The sequence below is a fragment of the Vibrio sp. RC586 genome (genome assembly GCF_000176715.1).
GTDB lineage: Bacteria > Pseudomonadota > Gammaproteobacteria > Enterobacterales > Vibrionaceae > Vibrio.
On sequence record NZ_ADBD01000008.1, the window covers coordinates 563,720 to 588,050 of the forward strand.

The window sequence follows — 24,331 nt, forward strand, 5'->3', positions numbered from 1 at the left end:
AAACGTAGGCTGATTTTATGACTAACGCTAGCTTGCTTGGTGAATAATAAATAAAAGAATATTCATTTGTGATATGCGTTCCATTTGGTTGGTGCTTGTTATTGAAATGCCTTAAGCCATTATTTGTCCCACGCTCACTCTGCTTGATTTGGGTCTTCATAAGGAAAAATGGCATAAATAAACGTTTGCGTGAAAAAATGTGATGAAACTCATTTTTTTATCGTTATACTTCGCGTCCGGCTAAGAGCCGGTTGCTCTGCCAGTACAAGCCGTCACAAGGAAATGTGAATGACCCCAAGGATCGGACCAGCTAATTCCCAAGCTTGTGTCTGTTGAAGTGAATGGCTAGTGAGCAATAAAGCTTTATTCTCTCCTTTTGAGATTGTCTCCGCCTACACCTAGACCAAGCAATGGGTTTCCCTGTTTTTACTCACATTTTTCTAGGTAAATTATGGCGATTTTGTTTGGAATCATCGGTGTTACGGTACTGATCCTGTGCGCGTATCTGCTCTCTGAAAGCCGCAGTGCGATTAATTGGAAAACCGTCTCTCGCGCTCTGTTATTGCAAATTGGTTTTGCAGCGTTAGTACTTTATTTTCCATTGGGACAAGCCGCTCTGAGCAGTTTAAGTAACGGTGTTTCAGGCTTGCTGAGCTTTGCGGATATTGGTATTCGCTTCTTATTTGGTGATCTGGCGGATACGGGCTTTATCTTCGCGATTCGTGTCTTACCTATCATAATTTTCTTCAGTGCGCTTATTTCTGCACTTTATTACCTTGGCGTCATGCAAAAAGTCATTGCGTTTATTGGTGGTGGTATCCAACGTTTCTTGGGTACCAGTAAGGCGGAATCTCTGGTTGCAACAGGTAACATTTTCCTTTCACAAGGTGAATCACCACTGCTTGTGCGCCCATTCTTAGCTAATATGACTCGCTCAGAACTCTTTGCTGTTATGGCGGGTGGTATGGCATCGGTTGCGGGTTCCGTGTTAGGTGGTTATGCAGGTTTGGGTGTTGATCTGAAATACTTGATTGCGGCGAGTTTTATGGCCGCACCAGGTAGCTTGATGATGGCAAAAATCATCATTCCTGAGCGTGGTACCCCTATTGATCAAAGCCAAGTTGAGTTGGACAAAGCCCAAGACAGCAATTTGATTGATGCTCTCGCCAGCGGCGCGATGAACGGTATGAAAGTGGCTGTAGCCGTAGGCACCATGCTTATCGCGTTTGTCAGTGTGATAGCCATGGTGAACACTGGCCTTGAAAATCTTGGTGAGTTGGTTGGCTTTAGCGGGATCACTCTGCAAGCACTGTTTGGTTACCTATTTGCGCCACTGGCGTGGGTGATTGGTATTCCTAGCCATGAAGTTCTGGCGGCGGGTTCTTACATCGGCCAGAAAGTCGTCATGAACGAGTTTGTCGCCTTCATAGACTTTGTTGAGCACAAAGCACTGCTTTCTGAGCATAGCCAAGTGATCATCACTTTTGCGTTGTGCGGTTTTGCTAACATCGGTTCTATTGCCATTCAGCTAGGCTCCATTGGTGTTATTGCGCCAGAGCGCCGTTCTGACGTAGCAAACCTCGGTATCAAAGCCGTGATTGCTGGCACACTGGCTAACCTAATGAGTGCTTGTTTAGCGGGTATCTTCATCTCGTTATAAATCAATTTAGCCACCACCGACTCACATTCGCTATGTGATTGGCGACAATGCAAAGTTGTTTATAGGGCAAGAATATCAAGCCTACCCAACGGGGTAGGCTTTTCTTTATGTCGCTCCATCTCTCATCACTTTTTTAAGTTAAGAAGCACAGCGAGTTTCGATTAATCGGTGAAAAACTGATTTGTAGCAACTCATCTGCGGCAAGAATACGTAGTATGGGATGCAATTCACTGCTTATACCCTTTCAGCGAGGTTTCACCAACGCTGCGTATTTAAATGATGAGTGCTTGTTTATGAAAAATCTTGTTGGGCGCTTTATGCGCTATGTCACTTTTGATACTCAATCCAAACCGAAAAACCACCATAGCCCAAGTTCAACGGGGCAGAAAGTGTTTGCACAGGCGCTTTATGAAGAACTTTTGGAGTTAGGCTTGAGTGATGTATCGCTGGATGAGCATGGCTATGTCATGGCCAAATTGAAATCCAATGTCGATTACTCAGTTCCTGCGATTGGTTTTATTGCTCATATGGACACCGCACCGGATGCCAGCGGTAAGAATGTGAAACCACAAATCGTTGAAGATTATCAAGGCGGTGATATTGCCCTCGGTAAAGGGGATGAAGTGCTCTCGCCAATCCAATACCCCGATCTGCATCTGTTGCATGGCTATAACTTGATCACAACCGATGGTACAACGTTACTTGGTGCCGATAACAAAGCGGGGATTGCTGAAATTATAACTGCAATCGAAATATTGCTCGCCGAGCCTTCCATTCCGCATGGCGACATCTCGATTGCTTTTACTCCGGATGAGGAAATCGGTCGTGGAGCGAACCACTTTAATGTTGCGAAGTTTGCGGCGCAGTGGGCCTACACGATTGATGGTGGCCCGATCGGAGAGTTGGAGTATGAGAATTTCAATGCTGCAACGGCGACCGTCACTTGTCATGGTGTGAATGTGCATCCTGGGACGGCGAAAGACAAAATGGTTAACGCGATGCACATTGCGGCGCAGTTTATTTTGATGATGCCGGAAATTGAAACACCGCAGCACACTGAGGGCTATCAAGGTTTCTATCATCTTTCGAGCGCGACCATGGGTGTGGCTAAATCTGAGTTGAAATACATTCTGCGGGACTTTGAGGCAAATGGTTTACAAGCGCGCCAAGATTTGATGCAAGAGAAAGTGGCGGAATTAAACCAGCAGCTCAAAAAAGGCTGCGTTGAAGTGAGCTTTGAACAGAGCTATTCCAATATGAAGGAAATGGTTGAGCCGCATCCGCATATTATCGAACTGGCAAAACAAGCGATGATCGAGTGCGATGTGGAACCTCAAATTAAGCCGATTCGTGGTGGTACGGATGGGGCGCGCCTTTCATTCATGGGGCTACCTTGTCCAAACATTTTTACTGGGGGATACAATTTCCACGGTATTCATGAATTCATCACGATTGAAGGGATGGAAGCTGCGGTTCGAGTGATTGTTAAACTCGCAGAGAAAACGGCACTGCATTATCGGCAGTAAACGTTTTTCCTTTGAAAAGCCGCATTAAGCGGCTTTTTTTATGATGAAATTTGCCGAGGAGCCAAGAGTTTGGGGATAGAACTTGTCACGCAAGGGTGTTCAATGTTGAAATTGGCGCGACAAGCAACACAACCAGATGAAAGCGGCGGGTTAAGCCGTAGTAGGAGAATGACATGGAACAACTGAGCATAGCGGTGAATTTTTTGCTCACACATAAGTTGCTGCTGACAGCCTTAATTTTACTAGGCGTTATTTCAGTGCGCCGCATCATTTTGGATAACATTCGTGGAGATGCCCCCCTCATTACCGAAAAGCAGCGCAAATGGATGTCTCGTACCAAAAATGGGGTGTTTACGGTTACTTTGCTTGCCATATTCATGCTGTGGCAATCTGAAATTAGTGAGTTTGCGCTGTCGGTTACGGCAATTGCAGTCGCCATTGTCGTGGCTTCAAAAGAGATTATTTTGTGTTTTACGGGGTCAATTCAACGGGCGAGTTCTCGCTCATTTCGCATTGGGGATTGGATTGAAGTGGGAACTGTATGTGGCGAAGTGATTGAGCACAACTTGATGGCAACGGTGATCCAAGAAATCGACCTACATCATGGGCAGTACAATTACACCGGAAAAACCGCGACTTTGCCTAACAGCATGTTTTTCTCTTTTCCGGTCAAGAATTTGAATTTTATGAAGCGTTATGTCTTCCATAACTTCAATATTGTGGTGCCGGATTTTGTGAATCTTTTCCCTCTAGTTCCAGTGCTGCATGAAAAAATTGATGAGCATTTTGCACATTTTATGGATGTTGCTCGCCGGTACAATACGGTGATTGAGCGGCACGCCGGTGTCGATTTGCCAAGTGCGGAGCCGCATATTGAAATCAGTAGTTCATCGACCGGTGAGCAGGTGGTTCACTTTATGATTTTTTGTCCTACAGAACGTGCCAATCAGCTAGAGCAGTTAATCCGATGTGATTTTATGCAGGAGTATGAACGCGTATTCCCTCGTTCTCATCCTGCACAAATGACTGTAACTCCCTCGAACAGTTAATGTGAGCGTTCAATCGCATGGCTGCGTGAAACGCTGAGTCCCAGTCGTTTCGCCAGTCGAGTGAGGTTAGCACGATCGGTGTGTAAACGGCGTGCTGCTTCGGCCCAATTAAAGTTGGCTTGGGTTAACGTTTCGCTGATCAAATGGCGTTGGAATTCGTCAGTCGCTTCTCGTAATCCCAAATCTTGGAGTGCTTCACTCAACACAAAATCCTCTGATGGTGTTTGTGGTACCAAGGGTGCTCTTGGCCCTTGTAATTCACCCACGTCTTCAGCTTTGAGTGTCGTTACGGGGCGCCCGCGTTGGCGTGCTTTTGCCTTGAGTGCCGCCCGATTGATCACATGCTCTAGTTCGCGAACATTGCCCGGCCAAGGATATTGGATGAGTTGACTTAACGCCTCGGCGTGCAGTTTAAGTTGAGTAATGCCGAGCTTTCGTCTCGCTTGCTCAACGAAATATCCAGCAAGCAGAGAAAGGTCGCCTTTGCGTTCACGCAGTGGCGGCACATAAATCGGGTAAACACTCAATCTGTGATAAAGGTCAGCACGAAAACGACCTGCTTCAACTTCTTTTTTCAAGTCTCGGTTGGTCGCCGCTAGAATACGCACGTCAACGGTCTGTACACGATCTTGTCCAACGGGTTGAATTTCATGGTTTTGCAGTGCCCGCAAAATTTTGCTTTGGGCACTCAGTGGTAACTCACCGATTTCATCGAGAAACAGCGTGCCACCATCGGCCAGAGCAAATTTACCCATTCGCGCGCGTTCTGCACCAGTAAATGCCCCTTTGACATGGCCAAACAGTTCGCTTTCTAACAAATTTTCGGGAATGGCGGCGCAGTTAACATACACCAGCGGTTGGCGTTTGCGGTTGGAGCGATGATGAATCGTCCGCGCAACTAACTCTTTACCCACACCGGTTTCACCGTGGATCAAAATATTGAATTGAGAGGGAGCAACGACATCAATATCCGCTTTCATGGCGAGCATTGAGCCACTATTACCGATGATCTCTATGTTGTCTCGGCTCCAAGCTTCCTCATTGAGTTCTTCAAGGCGCTGTTGTGTTTGTTTGGCTTGGTTCTCAAGCTCAGAGAAGGTGAGAGCCATCTTCAACGTGGCAGCAGCAATCGCCGCTAGCATTTCTAAACTACGAGGGGAGAGATGATCAAACGCATCCGGTTTTAAGCTATCCAGCGTCAAGATACCCAGCAGTTGGTCGCCAAAATGCAGTGGTAAGCCCATGCAAGAGTGCATTGGAAGATCATCTTCGCTATCAAGCAGTAAGCCATCAAAAGGATCAGGAAGTGGGCAATCTGCCGCAAAACGCACAGGCAGGTCTGCACTGCAAATCTGCGCCAACCTTGGGTGCTCACTGACCATAAAACGTCGACCCAAGGTATCACGAGTCAATCCTTGCATTGCCAGTGGTGTTAGGGTGTCGTTTTGCAGTGACATCAAGACTACACAGTCACAAATGACCGCTTTACGCACCGCATCCAACAATCGGTGGAAGCGCTCTTCGTTATTCGCTCCGCTGGCGAGACCAACCGTCATTTCTAACAAAGTGGTTAGTGAGAATTCTTGCATTTTAGCTTCTTGAGTTCGGATTTTTTGATAGTGTAGTGTCAATTAGACGCATCTCAAAGTGTTTAATTGACTCATAGGTAAAGTATTTATTTATATTTTTCAATAAATTAGTTTTTGGCACGTAATCTGCTCATAGAAAAGGCTTGTTTAGAGTGGCTTAAGCCACCGTTTTAGCCTACTGAGGAGAAGTTATGCTCACCCAAGAACACATTAATATCATCAAAAGTACTATTCCTTTGCTAGAGTCAGCAGGCCCTGCGCTCACTCAGCATTTTTACCAACGTATGTTCAGTCATAACCCTGAGCTGAAGCATATATTCAATATGACCCATCAGAAGACTGGGCGACAAAGTGTGGCGTTGTTTGAAGCGATTGCCGCCTATGCTAAGCACATTGATAATTTAGCGGCCTTAACCAGTGCTGTTGAGCGTATTGCTCATAAACACACCAGCTTTAACATTCAGCCTGAGCACTATCAGATTGTCGGGCATCATCTGCTTGAAACCTTGCGCGAATTAGCTCCAGAGGCTTTCACTCAACAAGTTGAAGAGGCTTGGACTGCCGCGTACTTCTTTTTGGCTCAAGTATTTATTGACCGAGAAGGTGCTCTTTACTTAGAACGTAATCACGCACTAGGCGGATGGCGGAATGGGCGAACCTTTGTTGTGCAAGAGAAACGAGCCGAATCGGAATACGTGACCAGTTTTATTCTGGTACCTGCTGACGGTGGGGCTGTTCTTGATTACCAACCCGGACAATACATTGGTATTGAGGTGACCCCAGAGGGAAGTGATTATCGAGAAATTCGCCAATACTCGTTGTCACAAGGCTCGAATGGCAAAGATTATCGTATTTCGGTTAAGCGTGAAGGCGTAGGAAGTGATAACCCAGGGGTGGTTTCGCACTATCTGCACAACAAGGTGAAAGTGGGAGGCAGTGTAAAACTTTACGCCCCCGCTGGAGACTTTTTCTACGTTGAGCGCAACCGTCCTGTCGTGTTGATTTCTGCTGGTGTAGGCGCAACGCCAATGCAAGCCATCTTGCACACGTTAGCGGAGCACAACAAATCGGGAGTGACTTATCTTTATGCGTGTAACAGTGCGAAGGAACATACTTTTGCTCAAGAAACTGCAAAGTTGGTCGCTGAGCATGGTTGGCAACAACAGGTATGGTATCGCGATGAAGCATCAGAACATGCTTTGCAAGGAGAGATGCAGTTAACCCAAGTCTCACTAGTCCAAGATGGTGATTTCTATTTGTGCGGCCCTATTGGGTTTATGCAGTACGTGGTGAAACAGCTATTGGAACTTGGAGTAGAAAAGGAACGTATTCATTACGAAGTGTTTGGTCCACATGCACAGTTAGCGGCATAACTGAACTAAAGATAGAAAAAATAAGCATAAAAATAGCCAGCCTAACTAGGCTGGCTATTAAAATCTTTGGCAAGTCTATTACAGAACTTTGATGCTTTCAGCTTGTGGACCTTTTTGGCCTTGAGTGATCACGAATTCCACTTTTTGACCTTCAGCCAGAGTGCGGAAACCGTCACCTTGGATTGCGCTGAAGTGAGCAAAAACGTCAGGACCGTTTTCTTGCTTGATGAAACCAAAACCTTTAGTTTCGTTGAACCATTTCACGGTACCAGTAACTGGAGTAGACATAATAAATATCCTAAAAACATTTTTAACGTAGGCCGATTACGGCGCGGATAGCGTGGAAAAGTTGCTTGCTATTGCGTACGACACGGACGGTTACGAATAATCCAACCAAGCGATGTGTATACAAAGAACTCTTTCTAGCCGCGATCGAGTCTAGAGTAAACCTTTGGCTTGTCAATCAAATCTTGAATAGAGTCGAAAGCTGTTAACAAAATTAATCCATTTTTTGCACTGAGCACCATTTCTATGTAACTGCGTTTTCTCTTTATTCCGCACTATTATGAGTTGACTCAGCTGAAATTGAGTACAAAATGTCGTCACCGCTGTAATGTGGTTATTAATGATATGGAGTTGAACCAATGAAAGAAGAGCCAGTTGTTGAACCCGTACGCTCCTCGGTGGTTGAAACCGATTGCGGACGTGGAACGATTAAAGATAACGCACTCAAAGCGGTTGTTACGAGTGCAGTGTTTCGATGTCGAGTTGAGAAAGCGAAGAAAGGCAAAGGCAGCTATTCGCGAAAAATGAAATACAAAGGCCGAGAGCCTTACGCAAAACCAATGTGTGACCTTGTGTTTGCGTAAGGCTTTTTTCTTCTAAGAATACAGCAATTCGATCACACGCCTCTGTCTGCGCAAATTTTTCCAATTACTACTCTTGGTTACTTTTATGTAACGTCTCACTCATTGCTGAAATAGGCAACTTACCTTGATGTTATAAACTTGTCTCACATCTCAAAACAGTAAAAATAGCACTCAATTTAAATGTAACAATTTTGTTTAAAATGTTTCGGCTTGTGTGTTTTGGTTCGTTCTTGTCTGTTCTACCTCTGATCTTATAAGCAGTTTGCATTTAACCTTTGTGTAACAAGGTTTTTCATTAAAATTTGGATACAAAATCTGTCTAGTTTTTGAGCTTGAAATAATAATTTTAACGTTCAAAATTAGCTAAAAATGAGTTTTCAAAAATGAATGGATGCTTTTTGCAGTAAATTAAGGTAGGTGCATCATGAAACTGTTTTTAATTCTCATGCTTTCTGTGTCTGGTGGCATTGCTTCTGCGGAGCATATTCATTCTTTTATGCTTGGTTTTGGTGTCGCTTCACTTGCGGTTGGTAGTTGCTACTGGTTGGCGTTTCGCAGCACTCGTTTTCCTCAACTAGCGGTATTTTTGTTGCTGTGCGGATTTTTTGCAAAAGTGACAGTGACCGTTGTCGGGGTCATGTGGGGTATCTCGAATGAGTTGATGAGCTCTCCGTTTGTGTTTGCGCTTTCTTATCTTTTCTTCTCTATTGTGGCGACCTATTTTTGGTTCCGTTACCGCGAGCTGGCAATGAAACTTAGAGCTAAAATCCTTGCCACGCACACCCAATCGCCTTCTCACTAAGAGTACGATACGTTGATTGTATGAAGAGCAGAGCCGCTGAGCTCTGCTTTTTGCATTATACGAGCTCAATATTGGTTGTATTTATTTCTACTAAAACCAATCCGGTGTTCATACCTTAGACCTTTGTACAACAGTCAAATCTCAATCTGATGATTACAATAAAGAAAATTGAATGAGGGGTATGTTTATGGACGTTGCACTATTTTGGATTGAGAAAGTAATTCTTGTCAGCGGGATTTTGTTAGTTTTGACAGGAGTGATGCGTTATGGACGACGCAGCCAAGATTGGAAAGGTGTGGTCACTATGTTCTATAAGCGCATTCCCATGACGATCGAAGAGTTCAAATGGTATCGGTTAGGGATAAGCTGTATTGTCTTTGCTGTTATCTTACGTATTGCTCTGCTAACTTTCTGGCCAGCTATTTGATTTACACTCCCACCACCATTTACCTAGCTGTTGTGTGAATTTTGGGTATACACTTTAGTTACTGATAAAACATATAAGGTGGTGGCATGTCTTTCCCTGTTCTCATCTGTGATGACTCTCCACTCGCGCGCAAACAGATGGCGCGTTCGCTTCCTGCATCACTTAATGCTGATATTACTTTTGCCGTGCATGGTTTGGATGCAATGGGGATTTTAGAAAAACAGAGTTTTAAACTCATGTTTCTGGATCTGACCATGCCTGAGTTGGATGGTTTCCAGACACTCGAAGCTATAGCGAATAAAGGCTATGACTTACCAGTGGTGGTGGTGTCTGGTGATATCCAACCTAAAGCGAAAGAGCGTGTGTTGGCGCTTGGTGCCAAAGCATTTATTCAAAAACCGATTGACCCAAATGCGCTTAATGACGTGCTCAAAATGTTGGTGGAGCCGCCTACACAGCCGCGCATTGTTACGCCGACTTCTGTTGAATTGCCTATTTTAAAACGTCGTGACATCTATATGGAGGTCGCAAACGTTTCGATTGGCCGAGCAGCAGACGCTTTGGCTCGTCACTTTGATGTATTCGTGGAATTACCCTTACCGAATGTGAATATTTTTGAGGTAAGTGAGTTGCACATGGCTTTGCGTGATTTAGCGGATAACAGCCAAGTGTCCGGTGTTTGCCAAGGATTCAGTGGTGAGGGGATTGCAGGTGAGGCTTTAGTCTTACTGAGTGATTCCAGTGTGGCTGATCTGAAAAAATTAATGAAAGTGCCAGTGGATACCGAGGATCTGCAAGAGCTGGAGCTCTTGATGGATGTTTCCAATATTTTGGTGGGCTCTTTTTTAAATGGTTTAGGGCACCAAGCGGAAGTGCGCTTTTTTCAAAGTTCTCCCGTTTTACTCGGGCGGCATCTCTCGATTGATTCGGTGATTAATTCGACTGAAGGAACATTTCGTAAGACGATGACTTTTGAAGTGAGTTACAACATTGAAGGAACATCGATTCGCTGCGATTTGTTATTTATGTTTGTGGATGAATCCTTGCCGTTGCTAGATAACAAACTTGCTTATTTGATGGAGGACTTCTAATGCTAGCCTTACCTGCGGAGTTTGAGCAATTTCACTGGATGGTCGACATGGTACAGAATGTCGATATGGGGTTGGTGGTGATCGATCGTGACTATAACGTTCAGGTCTGGAATGGATTCATGACCCATCACAGCGGTAAGCAGCCACATGAAGCGATCGGTAAATCGCTGTTTGAACTGTTCCCGGAGATCCCTAAAGAGTGGTTTAAGCTTAAATCGAAACCGGTTTACGATCTGGGTTGCCGTAGTTTTATAACTTGGCAACAGCGCCCGTATCTGTTCCATTGTCGCAACGTGCGCCCAGTGACTCAGCAAGCTAAGTTCATGTATCAAAATGTCACGCTGAATCCCATGCGAACTCCGACTGGCGTAGTCAACTCGCTCTTTTTATCTATTCAAGATGCGACTAGTGAAGCTCTCATCTCTTTACAAGCATCCTCTCAGTAAACAAAAACGGCCTATTGATGGCCGTTTTGTCAGTTTTTGGACACCGTTATGCCGTTACCCAGCTATTTTTATACAGCACAGCAACTCAAGCGGGGCGAAAAAGACGCCGCTCAAGAGAGAGGGCTGGAGTTGTTCAATCTCATGGAACGAGCAGGTCAAGCCGTCTTTACTATCGCTTTTGCTCAATTTCCTACTAGTCATCATTGGTTAATTTGCTGCGGTGGCGGTAACAATGGTGGGGATGGCTATATTGTGGCGGTGTTAGCAAGACATATGGGGATTGATGTTACGGTTTGGCAATTGGGGGATCCTGAAAAACTACCACCAGATGCTCATCGAGCTTATCTACAATGGAAAGAATTAGGGGGCGTTATATATGCACCGCAATCTGAAATCCCCGAGTCTACGGATGTCATTATTGATGCACTGTTTGGTATTGGCTTAAAAGCGGCATTACGGCCACAAGTGATCCCCTTAGTGGATCAGTTAAATCAAAGTGGCAAACCGATTGTAGCTATTGATGTTCCTTCAGGATTATGTGCTGATACAGGGCAAGTGATGGGGGCTTGTATTAAAGCGCAGCACACTGTGAGCCTGATTGGTCTAAAACAAGGTTTAGTCACAGGACAAGCACGCTGCTATGTGGGAACGCTGCACTACGCAGGGTTAGGTGTCGAAGAGGTATTTGCAGAGCACAATAAGCCGTCATTAGTGGCGATTGAAGGTAAACTACGGCATAAATTGTTGCCACCACGCCAAGCCTGCACTCACAAAGGCCAAAACGGAAAAGCGTTGATCATTGGAGGAAATGAAGGAATGGGCGGAGCGTTGATCCTCTGTGCTTCTGCCTGTGCTCGCACAGGAGCTGGACTGAGTGCGGCCATGACTCATTCTGATAATGTGACCTCTATGCTGACGAATACTCCGGAAGTGATGTGTACCAGTTGGAGCAAACAGCACTTATTTGAAGAAAGGATTAAATGGTGTGATGCCTTGGCTCTTGGTCCCGGCTTAGGTCGAGATGACCAAGCACTGCAAATCATGCAGCAGTTGAGTGCTTTAAAGGTTCCGAAAGTGTGGGATGCTGACGCGCTGTATTTCCTCTCTCATCAGTCTAACTATGATGCTCAGCGAATTATCACTCCGCATCCGGTTGAAGCTGCTCGTTTATTGGGGTGTGAAGTCGAAGACATTGAGCAGGATCGCTTTGCTGCCATTCGTGCGCTTCAACAACGCTATGGCGGGGTCGTGGTGCTCAAAGGTGCGGGAACTTTAGTTTATGATGGCCAAGAGATCGCCGTCTGCTTACAAGGCAACCCAGGAATGGCGAGTGGTGGCATGGGGGATGTGTTGACGGGGATTATTGTGGCGCTTTTGGCACAAAAGATCAGCTTGTCAGATGCCGCTAAACTTGGGGTTTGGTTACACAGTAATGCGGCGGATTTAAATGCCAAATCGCATGGCCAGAGAGGGCTTCTGGCCAGCGATTTATTACCCCATCTGCGTGAGCTATTGAATTAGCTCGTTACCTGATGGCTGATGGCTAAAAAAGAGCTGAACATTATTGAGTGTGGTTTGTGCGATGTTGTTGAGTGCATCTTCGGTGAGAAATGCTTGGTGACCGGTAAACAGCACGTTGTGACAAGCCGAGAGGCGTCGGAATACGTCATCCACAATCACATCGTTCGATTTATCTTGGAAGAACAGATCTTTTTCGTTGTCATACACATCCAATCCCAGCGCGCCGATGCGTCCACGCTTCAGTGCTTCGATTGCCGCGGCTGAATCAAGCAGCTCACCTCGGCTTGTATTGATGATCATCACGCCATCTTTCATCTGATCAAATGCGGTATCGTTGAGCAGATGATAGTTTTCTTTTGTCATTGGGCAATGCAGCGTGATGACGTCACTCTCTGCAAACAGCTCTGGCAGTTCCACATAGCGAGCACCTAATGCAATCGCATCTGGATTCGGGTATGGATCAAAGCAGAGGATCTGCATGCCTAAGCCTTTTAAAATGCGCATGGTGGCAACGCCAATTTTTCCAGAACCAATGACCCCCACGGTTTTGCCGAAAAAGTTAAAACCGACTAGGCCATCTAGCGAGAAGTTGGCATCTCGAGTGCGTTGATACGCTTTATGGAAACGGCGGTTTAGACACATCATCATCCCCACCGCATGCTCGGCTACTGCCTCCGGTGAGTAAGCAGGTACTCGAACTACTTGAATCCCCAACTTTTTAGCCGCCTCCAGATCCACTTTATCGAATCCGGCACAGCGCATCGCGATCAAACGAGTTCCACCTTGGTAGAGTTGCTCTAAAACGTTGGCATTAAGATCATCGTTCACAAAGGCACAAACCGCCTCACACCCTTTGGCCATCTGCGCAGTTTTTTCGGTCAAACGAAAATCATGGAAGTGGAGAGTGAACTGTGAATTATCGACAATCTTATTAAACGAAGCGATATCGTAGGATTTTGCACTAAAAAAAACGATGTTGAGCATAGTAATTCCTGTTTCTTAGAGTTTCTGCAGTATTGATATACCCATTGTAGGAAAAAATAAACCCCAAAATTATTAGGCGTAAATGTGCAATTGATGGATGTTTGGACGTCTAGACGCTTGACATGTATCTAGCTTGCCTTTAGGCTTTGCGCCCTATTTAGTTATAACGATTTGACACCTGCATGCACTACACTCCTTCTTCCAAACCTCAACAACCCAATGCATTAGCACTATTGCCGTTAATGGTCTTTTTACTGCTCTTTATGGGCGTGGGCAGCTATCTCACTTGGCAAGGAGTTGAGTTCGCTTTTTATCAATTGCCAGCACCTGTTGCGGTGATCCCGGCGGTGGTATTGGCGATTACTTTAAGTAAAGAATCCCTTAACCGAGCAATTGAACAATTCTTAAAAGGGGTGGGGCATAGCGACATTATGGCGATGTGCATCATCTATCTTCTGGCCGGTGCGTTTGCTGCGGTTGCGAAAGCGACAGGCGGTGTGGATGCCACGGTTAACCTTGGTTTATCACTGTTGCCAGCAAGCCTGATCCTGCCGGGTTTGTTTGTCATCTCCGCTTTTGTGGCAACGGCTATGGGTACCTCAATGGGAACCATTGCGGCAATTGCTCCTGTTGCTTTAGGCATCGCGCAAGCGGCGGAATTGAACTTGGGTTTAACGGCGGGCGTAGTACTCAGTGGTGCTATGTTTGGTGACAACCTCTCCATCATCTCTGATACCACGATTGCAGCCACACGTTCGCAAGGCTGTCATATGCGTGACAAGTTTAAAGAGAACATCCGTATTGCTTTACCTGCGGCCGTACTTGCCTTGGTGGTTTTCGCTTTCAGCAGTCAAACAGCACAATCACCTCAAACTTCTGCTATCGAATGGCTGAAAGTCCTGCCTTATCTGACCATCTTAGTACTCGCGGTAATGGGTTTGAATGTCTTCGTTGTACTGTTGGTCGGCATTATGATGGCGGCTGGTGTCGGCGGCTTCTGCGATGGTTATTCTCTTTCATCTCTAACCAAAGATGTGTATGCGGGTTTCGGTAACATGCAGGAGATTTTCCTGCTGTCGATGCTGATTGGTGGTATGGGTGAGCTGATGAAACAGCAAGGCGGATTGGCATTCTTAACTCACCAAATTAGCCGAATGATCAGCAAATTTGCTCGTTCACACAACGATGTACAAAAGATGCGTGCCAGTGAATTAGGGATTGCAGGCTTGGTGGCTTTAACTAATGCGTGTACGGCTAATAACACGGTGGCCATTATTGTGAGCGGTGGTGTGGCGAAGGAATTGGCAGAGCAGAATGGCGTTACCGCGAAACGTTCAGCCAGCTTACTGGATATCTTCTCGTGTATTCTACAGGGCATACTGCCTTATGGTGCACAAGCCTTGCTGTTGGGTTCCATTTTCCACATGTCACCACTGAGTGTAGTGAGCTACTCCTACTACTGCTTCTTCTTGGCGGTTGCAGCATTAGTGGCGGTATTTCGCCGCCACACCATGCGCTCTTAATTGATACCGCTAAGTTAGAGAGATAACCGACGGCGTTTCGATTTCGGTTTCTGATTCTTCCGTTGGTTTTCACGTTCGGCGAGCTGTTGACGATAGCTCGCCAGATGAAAACGTCGTCTCGGTTTCTGCATTTCAACCAATTGATTCAATTGCATTTCAAGCTGTTCGCTTTTTTCTAGCAACGTATTGATCGTCACGTGATCTTTTTTCGCCGTGTCGTCTTCCACGAAAAAAGAAGCCACGCTCGCGGTTAATAAACCGAACAGAGTGATCCCCGTTAGCATCAAAAATACCGCTACGCCCCGCCCAAAACCTGTCACTGGATACATATCTCCGTAACCAACGGTGGTAATTGTCGACATTGCCCACCAGAGAGCATCCGAATAACTGTTGATTGGGCTGGGTGTGCCTTTCTCAACCAAATATACGAAAGCGGCGGAGAGTAATACCGTTGAAAGACTGGTGAGCCCGATAAAACTGAATGTTTTTTGGCGCAGAACCGATCTCGTTTGTCTCCACGCTTTCGGTAATACCAATAAGATGCGCAGAAAACGCAGAGGACGTAAGAACGGCATTGCTACGATCAGTACATCTGGCCAGTTTTGAATCATGTACTGTAGTGGCTTGGGGCTAACAAAGATTTTTACTAACAGTTCTGTTGCGAAAACGCCCCAAACAATCCAGAGTAAGCCATCAAGAAACTCAAGGTCTTCAGGAGATAACACCGCGATGTCGGGCAATAGGGCAACGACAACATAGATGACGGAAAGAACCAACATCGGAGTTTCTGTCGTGTTTTCGACCTTTTCTAATAGCTTTTTTCGAATGGCTTGTTTCATAAAAACTTTTGTAGTGTATTTAAACAGGTGCCTAGCCTACCAAAAAATGCTTATCAGGTATTGATTAAAAACGATATTGCCCACCGACAGTAAAGGAGAGGCTAGAATAATCCTGCTCTAAGGATTGGTAGTTAAGCTCCATCGTCAGCGCCAAACTTTTGTCTATGCTCGATTGTACTTTGGTGCCAATACCTATATAGGGATTTGTCCCTGAAAGTTGGCGATTAGCATTGACTGAACCTAATTCATAGCGTTCTTTGACTTTCATCCGTGCCAAGCCGCCTCGGGCGTAAAGTACAGTTATATTGTTGATCGGCTGTTCCATAAAAGCGCCGAAATAGAATCCTTCGACCTTAACATCTATTTTTTGTTGCTGATTATTCAGCATGTTAGCCCCGTTTCCGATCATGCCAGAATATCCCATATCGAGCCCAATGAATGGCGAGAATTGGTAGTTATAGCCAAATTGAGTAACCCAAGCCTCGTCATTACTTGCTGGGTTATCAACCCGACTAAACCCTGTACTTAGAGAAAATAAATAAGGGCTAGAACCTGCATAAGCAGGCAACGTAAACCAACAACAAAGAAGTAGCCAAATATAAGAGCGTGCCATAAATCACCAGTTTCTTTCCCTGAAAGGGGCAATATCTAACGCAAGAGTAGGTTTTTAATTAAGCAACAATTGAGCCTAACTCATAGATTTGGTGAATTGTTTGAGTGGGGTGTGAGTTTGATCTGATTTGTAGGTATTTTCTGATAGGTGGTTATGTTTTGAGCTGGCTTTGATGTGATATAGATCTAATTAATTGCAATCTCGGCAACGCAATCGATTATCTTCAAAAGGTTTAGAATGTCGATAATTTGGCGTGGTGTGGCTAAGCTTTTGTTTAATAATAGAATTAAAGGTATGAGGCTTGAAGAGTGTTAGCTAGGTATGAAAGCTTCGGTAGGGTAACACAAAAAAAAGTCAAATATCAGTCTTGAGAGAAAAAAAACGCGGCCTATAATGCTGAAAACCGGAGCGTCTGCCAACGCTCCGGTTTTTTTGTGTCCGAAATGTACTGACGTCTGCCAACGAAGGTACTACGCACTCTGCTAAGAGACACAAATGGTCAATTAATCAAGGAATTACACAATGCGTATCGAACAAGAACTTAAGTTAGGTTTTAAAGATGTCCTGTTTCGCCCGAAACGTTCAACCCTGAAAAGCCGTTCTCAAGTAAATTTAACCCGCGATTTTACTTTCAAACATAGTGGTCGTCAATGGTCAGGCGTACCTGTGATTGCCGCCAATATGGACTCGGTAGGCAGTTTTGCCATGGCTAAAGCCTTGGCTGAGCATGGTGTGATGACCGCAGTGCACAAACATTACACTGTGTCGGATTGGGCTGAGTTTGTGAAAAGTGCCGACAAAGCGACGCTGAACAATGTTATGGTTTCAACCGGCACATCGGAAGCAGATTTCCAAAAAACCAAAGATGTGATGGCACTGTCTGATGAACTGATCTTCATCTGTATCGATATCGCGAACGGCTATTCTGAACACCTTGTCGAGTACGTGCAAAGAGTGCGCGCTGCATTTCCTGACAAAGTCATCTCTGCGGGCAACGTTGTAACAGGCGATATGGTAGAAGAGCTTATCCTAGCGGGTGCCGACATTGTTAAAGTGGGCATTGGCCCAGGCTCTGTTTGTACTACTCGCGTAAAAACCGGTGTCGGTTACCCACAACTGTCCGCGATTATCGAATGTGCGGATGCTGCGCACGGCCTTGGTGGTCGTATCATTGGTGACGGCGGCTGTACGTGTCCGGGAGATGTCGCGAAAGCCTTCGGCGGTGGCGCTGATTTCGTGATGCTTGGCGGTATGCTGGCAGGTCATGAAGAAGCGGGCGGCGAACTCATCGTAAAAGATGGCGAAACCTTCATGAAATTTTACGGCATGTCATCGAAGAGCGCGATGGACAAGCATTCTGGCGGTGTAGCAGGTTACCGTGCAGCCGAAGGAAAAACCGTACTATTGCCATACCGTGGCAGCGTACACGGCACCATTCAAGACATCCTAGGCGGTGTGCGCTCAACCTGTACCTATGTAGGTGCGGCGGAGCTTCGTGAGCTAACTAAGCGTACAACATTTATCCGAGTTCAAGAGCAAGAGAACAACGTCTACGGGCGTGAGTAAGCGCATCGATTCCCTGACATTAATAGAAAGAGCCGCTTTGAGCGGCTCTTTTTTATCCTGTGAGTGGCTGCGAATCTTTTACGCACGCGCTTGCTTTCGAGGCCTTGTGGGTAACATTCACAAAACCAAGGTTTTTGCTGCCGTCTTTTAAGTTTCTGATTTGCTTTCCTCGAATTACGCAACAAAGCCTTGAATACCCTTACGTTATTGGTTTCGACCACTCATCCTAATTAAGCTACAACTTTCTCTTCTAGGCTTTTGGCTATTGCTAGACTTTCTCTATATTCAGCAGCTTCTGCTTTTAGTGTCCAACGAGCATCACTAATACCATGCTGTTTTACCGCCTGTTTAACTTCCGCAATCGTAGTACTGAAAAACTCTTTTCTAGGGTTCACCTTGTTTACAGACTGAATGTCGAATTTCTTATGTAGCGCTTTTTCTAGTGCAGGAGCGTCTTCACTGTAAATCATCGCGTGAACATCGAACGAGAATGGTACAGATGCATCACCAAGTTCTTTGATCCTATCCATCGGTTCTAGTCTACGAGTCATACCAATCTTAAAGACGTTGTCACCGAAGCTACCAATATTACTGATTACATAGACATGCCCACGGCGAGTTTGTTGTGCCATTGAAATTGCGCGCTGTCCTTTCTCTTCGGCTGCTTTAAGCTTCTCTTCTAATTCAGCTAGTTGGGCTTCGTATTCGGCTTTTTGGTCTTCGTTTGCAAGACCAAGTTCTTGGCGAGCTTTCTCAAGGGCTTTTTGCAGAATGCGTTCTTCTTTTTCAGCTTCTTTGATAGCTTTTTCCATATCTCGCTGAGCACGTTCTTCTTCACGCATTTGAGCTTTAATTGTAGCTTGTTCTTCTTTCTCAATCTGCTTCAGTTCGTTCGCTGCTATTGCCCATTTCAATTCAGTAAGTCGTGCGTCTAAAAATTCTTGGTTTATACGGGCGTTGCGGAATGGTGCTCCGTTATGGTTAACAAGGGCAAAAGCGTCGATAATTTCTTGCTTAATTTTGCCAAAATTGTCGTGTTTAACTTTAGCCAAGGCACTGTCAACTTTACCGTTAAAGGCATCTACGGCAAAATGGATTGCGTACATTCTTCTGTTTGCTTCAGCGTAGTCACAAGTGCCAGCATATCCATCTTTAACCATGTCTCTGACGCGTTTACGAGCAGCTTTCAGTTCTTCTCCGGCTTCTTTATGTCCAAACTCTTCAGCCAAATCGTCTAGCACTGAATGGTTAGGAATGATGTAGTCATCTTTGTAACCATCAATGGTATTGCGCATCGCTCGAATTGCACTTTCGTAGGAATCTGCTTTGGCTTTAGCTTCATAAGCATTCCCTGCGATTTCTTTAGCCTGTGCTTCAGCAAAACTGATCATTTTATCTGCTTCAGCTCTTGCTGCACTTTCTATACTTGCAGCTTTGTCTTTTGAGGTTTGAAGGTATTGTCTTGCTTCTGTGCGCGTTTCTTTTGCTTCTTCAACAATAGTGTCTGCTTCAGCCATTGCTTCAGAAACGATTTGTTCGGCTATATTCCGTTTAGCAAGAACTTCTTCTTCGGCTTCATCGGTGATTCTTTGATTGTGTAATTCGATATCAATGATGGAACCATATTTACTAAGCAGTTCATCTACTGCTTGTGTTAACGACTCAGATTGCTTTAAAGAGGCGTCATACTTCTTCTTTAGAGATTTTGTCCGAAAATGGGAAATGATCAGTAGTAGTAGAGGTAAGAAAAAAATAGTAATTACAATTAAACTGCCAGTATCCATCCTGATTCCTTATGTGTTTTTATATTGATACTTGAAACACCATTTGAGTGCTGATTTATAGTTCTTCTGACACTTCGCCAGTTTGTATCATTTCTTCAAACTGCCCTTTGTTCAGGATGAAGACGCCTTGTTTAAGTGCTTTAGCTCGTTTTGTTGGTCTTGCTTTGTGCGTAGGGGATTTCTCCAGTTGCTACGAGCTGTCCGTTCGTGAGGCAGAAAGGCTTTAGGATGACAATTTGATGCTGGGGATTTACCCGTTCTTTCAGATCATGAAGGCCTTCGCTTGTCTTATAAGCCTATTGTTTTTCCGGTTCCTTCATCGTTACAGCCAACGTCCCACTTTCATCCTTCGCTATTCAATCGCTTTTATTTTTGAATTTCAGACAAATCTCTCTGTATTTCGTCGATTACGACAGCTGAGAAAGATTGTAGCGGGAGCGATGATATCATCATGCTGCATATTCGGTACTTTCGAGTAGTTCTTATGTGACGATGGCGGAATATCAAATATTCAAAGGATTAGCGATTAGCGTTTCGAAGATGGTTGAACAAAAAGAGCCACATGGTGTGGCTCTTTTGCTATTTGTTACTCATCTAAACCGGTTTAGCCGATGATGATTTTTTCACTGGATTTGATGAACTCCGACGAGGACGATTTGCTGGTTTTTTCGGCGCTGAATGAGTGCTGCCTTTTTTCGCTGTGCGAGCTTGCCCTGTAGGTTGACCTCGGTGGCCAGCTTTAGGTTTGTTTTCAGCTACGCTGCCTTTGTTTTCTCCTGCTCCCTCTACCTTTTTAGGCTTTTTGGGCTTTTTCGGTTTCAAAGGTCGAGTGTCTAATTTTGACTCGGGGAGTTGGTTGGTCGGTTCAAATCCCGCTAAATTTACACGGGGCAGTAAGGCTTGCGTTAAACGCTCAATCGCAAATAATTCCGGCGCTTCAATGGCACTCACCAAAGAAATCGCTTTACCGACTTCACCCGCTCGGCCTGTACGACCAATTCGGTGTACGTAATCTTCAGCAATTTTCGGCAATTCAAAATTCACCACTTGAGGCAGTTGCGGGATATCAATGCCACGCGCCGCAATATCTGTTGCGACCAGAATACGTACCTCTCCCGCTTTAAAATCCGCCAGTGCTCGGGTGCGAGCGCCTTGGCTCTTATTGCCGTGAATCGCGGCCGCGGTTAAACCTTGCTCGTTGAGATACGTAGCTAAACGGTTGGCACCATGTTTAGTACGCATAAATACCAGCACTTGTTGCCAATTCCCTTCTTTGGCCAATTTCACTAGCATGGCAGGTTTCTTTTTCACATCCGCAGGATAAATGCACTGCTCAACAGTTCTTGCCGTTGAGTTGGCTGGGCTGACTGAAATTTCGACAGGGTTATTCACTAAGCCTTTAGCAAGTTCACGGATTTCGGCCGAAAAGGTGGCTGAAAATAATAGGTTCTGGCGCTTTTCTGGTAATAATTTCAGTATCTTACGAATATCACGAATAAAGCCCATGTCGAGCATGCGATCTGCTTCGTCCAGTACCAAAATTTCCAACTGATCAAATTTGACCGCATTTTGGTTATACAGGTCCATCAACCGGCCTGGGGTTGCCACTAAAATATCTGCACCTTTACACATTCGCTGCATTTGTGGGTTAACTTTCACACCACCAAATACAACCGCACTGCTTAGCGGTAGATGACGGCCATAGATCAGTACATTGTCTTGGATTTGAGCGGCCAGTTCACGTGTTGGGGTAAGGATCAAAGCGCGGACTTTATTAGCGCGAACTTTTGGTCCTTTTGCCAGCAATTCTAAAATTGGTAGTGTAAAGCCGGCCGTTTTTCCTGTGCCGGTTTGAGCTGCGGCCATCACGTCTTTGCCTGCTAAAACCGCAGGAATAGCCTGTAACTGAATTGGTGAAGGCGTGTTGTAGCCTTTCTCTTCAATCGCTTTAAGGATTGGCGCAGACAGACCGAGCGAGGTAAAACCCATATATCATTCTCAACAGTAATCAAATAACGCGGCAAATCCGCGCAAAGCCTGCCATTTTGAGGCCTTTAGTGATTAGTAGCAACCGCTATCTACAATGCCAAGTCAATTTGGGTAGAGAGAAAATGAATATGTGGTTGTTAACAAAAAGAGCCACATGACGTGGCTCTTTACTCTTTATTACATACCTCGGTTTAGCCGATGATGATTTTGCTGAGCACAAAACCCACACAGCAGGCGGAGATAACCGCAATGAGGCCGATCGACATAAAGGAGTGGTTGAAATACCACTTACCGATCTTGGTGGTGCCTGTGTTATCGAAGTTCACGGTGGCGATATCTGATGGGTAGTTCGGAATAAAGAAGTAACCGTACAACGCTGGCATCAAGCCAATCAGCAGTGCAGGTTCTAAACCTAGCCCTAAACCAACAGGGAGCATCATCCGCGCGACTGCGGCTTGTGAGTTTACCACCACAGACACAATGAACAGCGCCAGAGCAAACGTCCAAGGGTAGTTGGTCACCATTTCCACGATGCCAGATTTAAATTGTGGCATGGCGTATTGGAAGTAGGTGTCAGACATCCATGCGATACCGAAGATGGCAATCGCAGCAACCATGCCAGACTTGAACACCACGCCGTTAGGTACAGAGCGTGGGTCCGTTTTGGTGGCGAGCAGAATGATACCGCCAAAGCACAGCATGATCATTTGAATCACCATATCCATGCCGATCGGTTTTGTTCCTTCTTGAATTACGCGGATTTCAGGCCACATCGCAATCACCACAATCACCAAGATTGAGGAGATAAACAGCAAAACGGAGTTACGAGCTGATGATGGCAAGGTTTCATCGAGTGAGGTAGCTGTGGTATTGAGGATTTTTTCACGCCAAACCGGATCTTGCAGTCTTGCTTGATATTCAGGATCGTTTTCCAGCTCTTTGCCGCGTCTTAAGCTGTAAAGTGACATCAAGAAGGTGCCAAACAGAGTGGCAGGCACCGTCACCATCAAAATCGATAGTAGGGTGATCTCATGGTTAATGTTGGAAAGCTGTGCCAAGTAGTAAACCACCGCCGCTGAAATGGGGGAGGCAGTAATCGCGATTTGCGAAGCGACGGAAGCTGCCGCCATCGGACGCTCAGGACGAATGCCGTTTTTCAGGGCAACGTCACCAATGATTGGCATGATCGAGTAAACCGCATGGCCTGTACCCAGCATAAACGTCATGGTGTAAGTGACAAAAGGGGCAATTAAAGTGACACGCTTGGGGTTTTTGCGCAGCATGCGCTCGGCCACTTGCAGCATGTATTTTAAGCCGCCAGCGGCTTCCAGAATTGATGCACAGGTGACGACCGCGAGAATGATCAGCATAACGGTGATCGGTGGTGACGTAGGTGGCATTTTGAAGATGAAAACCTCAATGACCAACCCGATCCCTGAGACAACGCCAAGACCAATACCACCATACCGTGAGCCGATATATAGCATCAGAAGTAGAAAGAGAAATTCCACATACAGCATTCGATGTTCCCTATATTTAAATGAAGTTGTATGTATTGTCCGGTTTCATTTGCAAAAATTATGAAGCAGAGTTCACAGAATCCTCGTCGAGAAAAAATGGATATTGATATTCAGGTGGGAGTCACACTATCACGCTGAAAGGTAAAGATTTTTGGTGGTTTTGTGTAACGAGGTTGTTGCGTCACAGGAAGAGGGAAATCAAACATCAAGCCAAGTTGGAAGCTTGGCTTGATGTACATCAAAAAGCGGCTTAATCGTAGATGGTTGGAATGGGCTGACGCTTATGTTGAGTCGCGTTATAAATCGCGATTAAACGTTGGCTGACTTCAGTAGGCACGGTTTTGCCTTCCAGAAAATCATCAATTTGCTCGTAAGTCAGATTCAAAGCCGCTTCATCAGCTTTGAGTGGCGCTAATTCTTCAAGATCCGCTGTTGGCGTTTTGTGAACAAGCTGCGCTGGCGCACCCAAGGTTTCAGCCAATAAACGAACTTGGCGTTTATTCAAGCCGTACAGAGGAGCGAGGTCACAAGCACCATCACCAAACTTGGTGTAAAAACCAGTGATGTTTTCTGCCGAGTGATCGGTGCCCAACACTAATCCGCCCACGTATCCTGCAATTTCATACTGGGCCACCATGCGGGCGCGCGCTTTTACATTGCCTTTGATGAAATCAATCTTGGCGGGATCGGTAGGGATCAAACCTGTATTGGCTAAGGCGTGTTGTGAGGCTGTGTGCAGCCCATCGACACCCGCTTTGATGTTCACGGAAACTGAGTGGCTAGGGCGAATAAAGGAGAGCGCGAGTTGTGCTTCTGCTTCATCTTTTTGCTCGCCGTAAGGTAAACGTACTGCGATAAATTGGTACTCAGAGGTATTGTGTTGCTGATTAAGCTCTTCGACGGCAAGTTGAGCTAAACGACCACAGGTCGTGGAGTCAACACCACCACTGATACCCAGTACCAATGATTTGCAGCGAGCTTCTGTCAGCTTACGCTTAATAAAAGCAACACGGCGTTCGATTTCAAAATGAGGATCGATCGAAGGCAGCACGCGCATTTCTTCACGGATCTTGTGTTCCATAGGTTCCTTTCCTGCAAGCAATGTCAATTTTTCGGTGTATGATACCGCAATCGTTGAATTAGAAAACCGAGAAAGGGCA

Annotated in this window: 21 protein-coding genes; 12 read left to right on the top strand and 9 right to left on the bottom strand. The window is 45.5% G+C overall.

Features of this window, described 5'->3' with window-relative positions; all coding sequences use genetic code 11:
- Positions 1-451: 451 nt before the first annotated feature.
- The 3 genes from VOA_RS08040 to VOA_RS08030 all read left to right on the top strand — a co-directional run bounded on the left by VOA_RS08040 (position 452) and on the right by VOA_RS08030 (position 4,235).
- The gene (locus VOA_RS08040; RefSeq protein ID WP_000986007.1) at positions 452-1,660 is read left to right on the top strand and encodes a NupC/NupG family nucleoside CNT transporter; all 1,209 of its coding nucleotides are present in this window, start codon (positions 452-454) and stop codon (positions 1,658-1,660) included.
- A 293-nt stretch (positions 1,661-1,953) separates the two neighbouring features.
- Positions 1,954-3,186: a peptidase T gene (pepT, locus tag VOA_RS08035; RefSeq protein ID WP_000793876.1), complete on the top strand. Its 1,233-nt coding sequence runs from the start codon at positions 1,954-1,956 to the stop codon at positions 3,184-3,186.
- Between the two features lie 173 nt (positions 3,187-3,359).
- Positions 3,360-4,235, top strand: coding sequence for a mechanosensitive ion channel family protein (locus VOA_RS08030; protein WP_000436943.1), 876 nt, complete (start codon positions 3,360-3,362; stop codon positions 4,233-4,235).
- Here the strand turns inward: VOA_RS08030 and norR are convergent.
- Complete coding sequence (gene norR / locus VOA_RS08025) at positions 4,232-5,824, bottom strand: nitric oxide reductase transcriptional regulator NorR (RefSeq protein ID WP_001155030.1); 1,593 nt, start codon at positions 5,822-5,824, stop codon at positions 4,232-4,234. The genes VOA_RS08030 and norR overlap by 4 nt on opposite strands.
- 191 nt (positions 5,825-6,015) lie before the next feature.
- Between norR and hmpA the strand changes: the two genes are divergently transcribed.
- Positions 6,016-7,197, top strand: coding sequence for an NO-inducible flavohemoprotein (hmpA, locus tag VOA_RS08020; protein WP_000957484.1), 1,182 nt, complete (start codon positions 6,016-6,018; stop codon positions 7,195-7,197).
- Positions 7,198-7,275: 78 nt separating this feature from the next.
- On the opposite strand, the gene VOA_RS08015 is transcribed toward hmpA, so the two are convergent.
- Positions 7,276-7,485, bottom strand: coding sequence for a cold-shock protein (locus VOA_RS08015; protein WP_000106983.1), 210 nt, complete (start codon positions 7,483-7,485; stop codon positions 7,276-7,278).
- 356 nt (positions 7,486-7,841) lie between these two features.
- Between VOA_RS08015 and VOA_RS08010 the strand changes: the two genes are divergently transcribed.
- From VOA_RS08010 to VOA_RS07985, 6 genes are all read left to right on the top strand, one after another.
- Positions 7,842-8,066 carry an alternative ribosome-rescue factor A gene (locus VOA_RS08010; protein ID WP_000657002.1) on the top strand — a complete coding sequence of 75 codons (225 nt, stop codon included), beginning with the start codon at positions 7,842-7,844 and terminating at the stop codon, positions 8,064-8,066.
- Between the two features lie 424 nt (positions 8,067-8,490).
- Positions 8,491-8,868 (top strand): hypothetical protein, encoded by a 378-nt coding sequence (locus VOA_RS08005; RefSeq protein ID WP_000765285.1) that lies wholly within the window; start codon positions 8,491-8,493, stop codon positions 8,866-8,868.
- Positions 8,869-9,055: 187 nt separating this feature from the next.
- The gene (locus VOA_RS08000) at positions 9,056-9,295 is read left to right on the top strand and encodes a hypothetical protein (RefSeq protein ID WP_032468272.1); all 240 of its coding nucleotides are present in this window, start codon (positions 9,056-9,058) and stop codon (positions 9,293-9,295) included.
- An 86-nt stretch (positions 9,296-9,381) separates the two neighbouring features.
- On the top strand, positions 9,382-10,386 hold the full coding sequence (locus VOA_RS07995) for a response regulator (RefSeq protein WP_000009681.1): 1,005 nt from the start codon (positions 9,382-9,384) through the stop codon (positions 10,384-10,386).
- The gene (locus VOA_RS07990; protein ID WP_000880549.1) at positions 10,386-10,832 is read left to right on the top strand and encodes a PAS domain-containing protein; all 447 of its coding nucleotides are present in this window, start codon (positions 10,386-10,388) and stop codon (positions 10,830-10,832) included. The genes VOA_RS07995 and VOA_RS07990 overlap by 1 nt, the downstream gene beginning before the upstream one ends.
- A 48-nt stretch (positions 10,833-10,880) precedes the next feature.
- Complete coding sequence (locus tag VOA_RS07985) at positions 10,881-12,353, top strand: bifunctional ADP-dependent NAD(P)H-hydrate dehydratase/NAD(P)H-hydrate epimerase (protein WP_001130872.1); 1,473 nt, start codon at positions 10,881-10,883, stop codon at positions 12,351-12,353.
- Here VOA_RS07985 and VOA_RS07980 read toward each other — a convergent pair.
- Positions 12,342-13,337, bottom strand: a complete 996-nt coding sequence (locus tag VOA_RS07980; protein WP_000932325.1) for a 2-hydroxyacid dehydrogenase — start codon at positions 13,335-13,337, stop codon at positions 12,342-12,344. The genes VOA_RS07985 and VOA_RS07980 overlap by 12 nt on opposite strands.
- 242 nt (positions 13,338-13,579) lie before the next feature.
- Here VOA_RS07980 and VOA_RS07975 point away from each other — a divergent pair, with 242 nt between their 5' ends.
- The gene (locus VOA_RS07975; protein WP_198006585.1) at positions 13,580-14,860 is read left to right on the top strand and encodes a Na+/H+ antiporter NhaC family protein; all 1,281 of its coding nucleotides are present in this window, start codon (positions 13,580-13,582) and stop codon (positions 14,858-14,860) included.
- 14 nt (positions 14,861-14,874) lie between these two features.
- Here the strand turns inward: VOA_RS07975 and VOA_RS07970 are convergent, their stop codons facing one another.
- Both VOA_RS07970 and VOA_RS0117960 read right to left on the bottom strand, forming a co-directional pair.
- Positions 14,875-15,699 carry a potassium channel family protein gene (locus tag VOA_RS07970; protein WP_000806265.1) on the bottom strand — a complete coding sequence of 275 codons (825 nt, stop codon included), beginning with the start codon at positions 15,697-15,699 and terminating at the stop codon, positions 14,875-14,877.
- Positions 15,700-15,763: 64 nt separating this feature from the next.
- Positions 15,764-16,312, bottom strand: a complete 549-nt coding sequence (locus VOA_RS0117960) for an outer membrane beta-barrel protein (RefSeq protein WP_000124503.1) — start codon at positions 16,310-16,312, stop codon at positions 15,764-15,766.
- A gap of 522 nt (positions 16,313-16,834) precedes the next feature.
- Here VOA_RS0117960 and VOA_RS07965 point away from each other — a divergent pair.
- Positions 16,835-17,878 (top strand): GMP reductase, encoded by a 1,044-nt coding sequence (locus VOA_RS07965; RefSeq protein ID WP_001217705.1) that lies wholly within the window; start codon positions 16,835-16,837, stop codon positions 17,876-17,878.
- 230 nt (positions 17,879-18,108) lie between these two features.
- Here the strand turns inward: VOA_RS07965 and VOA_RS07960 are convergent, their stop codons facing one another.
- From VOA_RS07960 to nadE, 4 genes are all read right to left on the bottom strand, one after another.
- Positions 18,109-19,662: a DUF4041 domain-containing protein gene (locus tag VOA_RS07960; protein WP_000379417.1), complete on the bottom strand. Its 1,554-nt coding sequence runs from the start codon at positions 19,660-19,662 to the stop codon at positions 18,109-18,111.
- Positions 19,663-20,256: 594 nt separating this feature from the next.
- Positions 20,257-21,651 (bottom strand): DEAD/DEAH box helicase, encoded by a 1,395-nt coding sequence (locus VOA_RS07955; protein ID WP_000507085.1) that lies wholly within the window; start codon positions 21,649-21,651, stop codon positions 20,257-20,259.
- A 191-nt stretch (positions 21,652-21,842) separates the two neighbouring features.
- On the bottom strand, positions 21,843-23,171 hold the full coding sequence (locus VOA_RS07950; protein ID WP_000967511.1) for an anaerobic C4-dicarboxylate transporter: 1,329 nt from the start codon (positions 23,169-23,171) through the stop codon (positions 21,843-21,845).
- 250 nt (positions 23,172-23,421) lie between these two features.
- Entirely contained in the window at positions 23,422-24,252 is an 831-nt protein-coding gene (nadE, locus tag VOA_RS07945) for an ammonia-dependent NAD(+) synthetase (RefSeq protein ID WP_000400320.1), read from the bottom strand.
- Positions 24,253-24,331 lie beyond the last annotated feature (79 nt).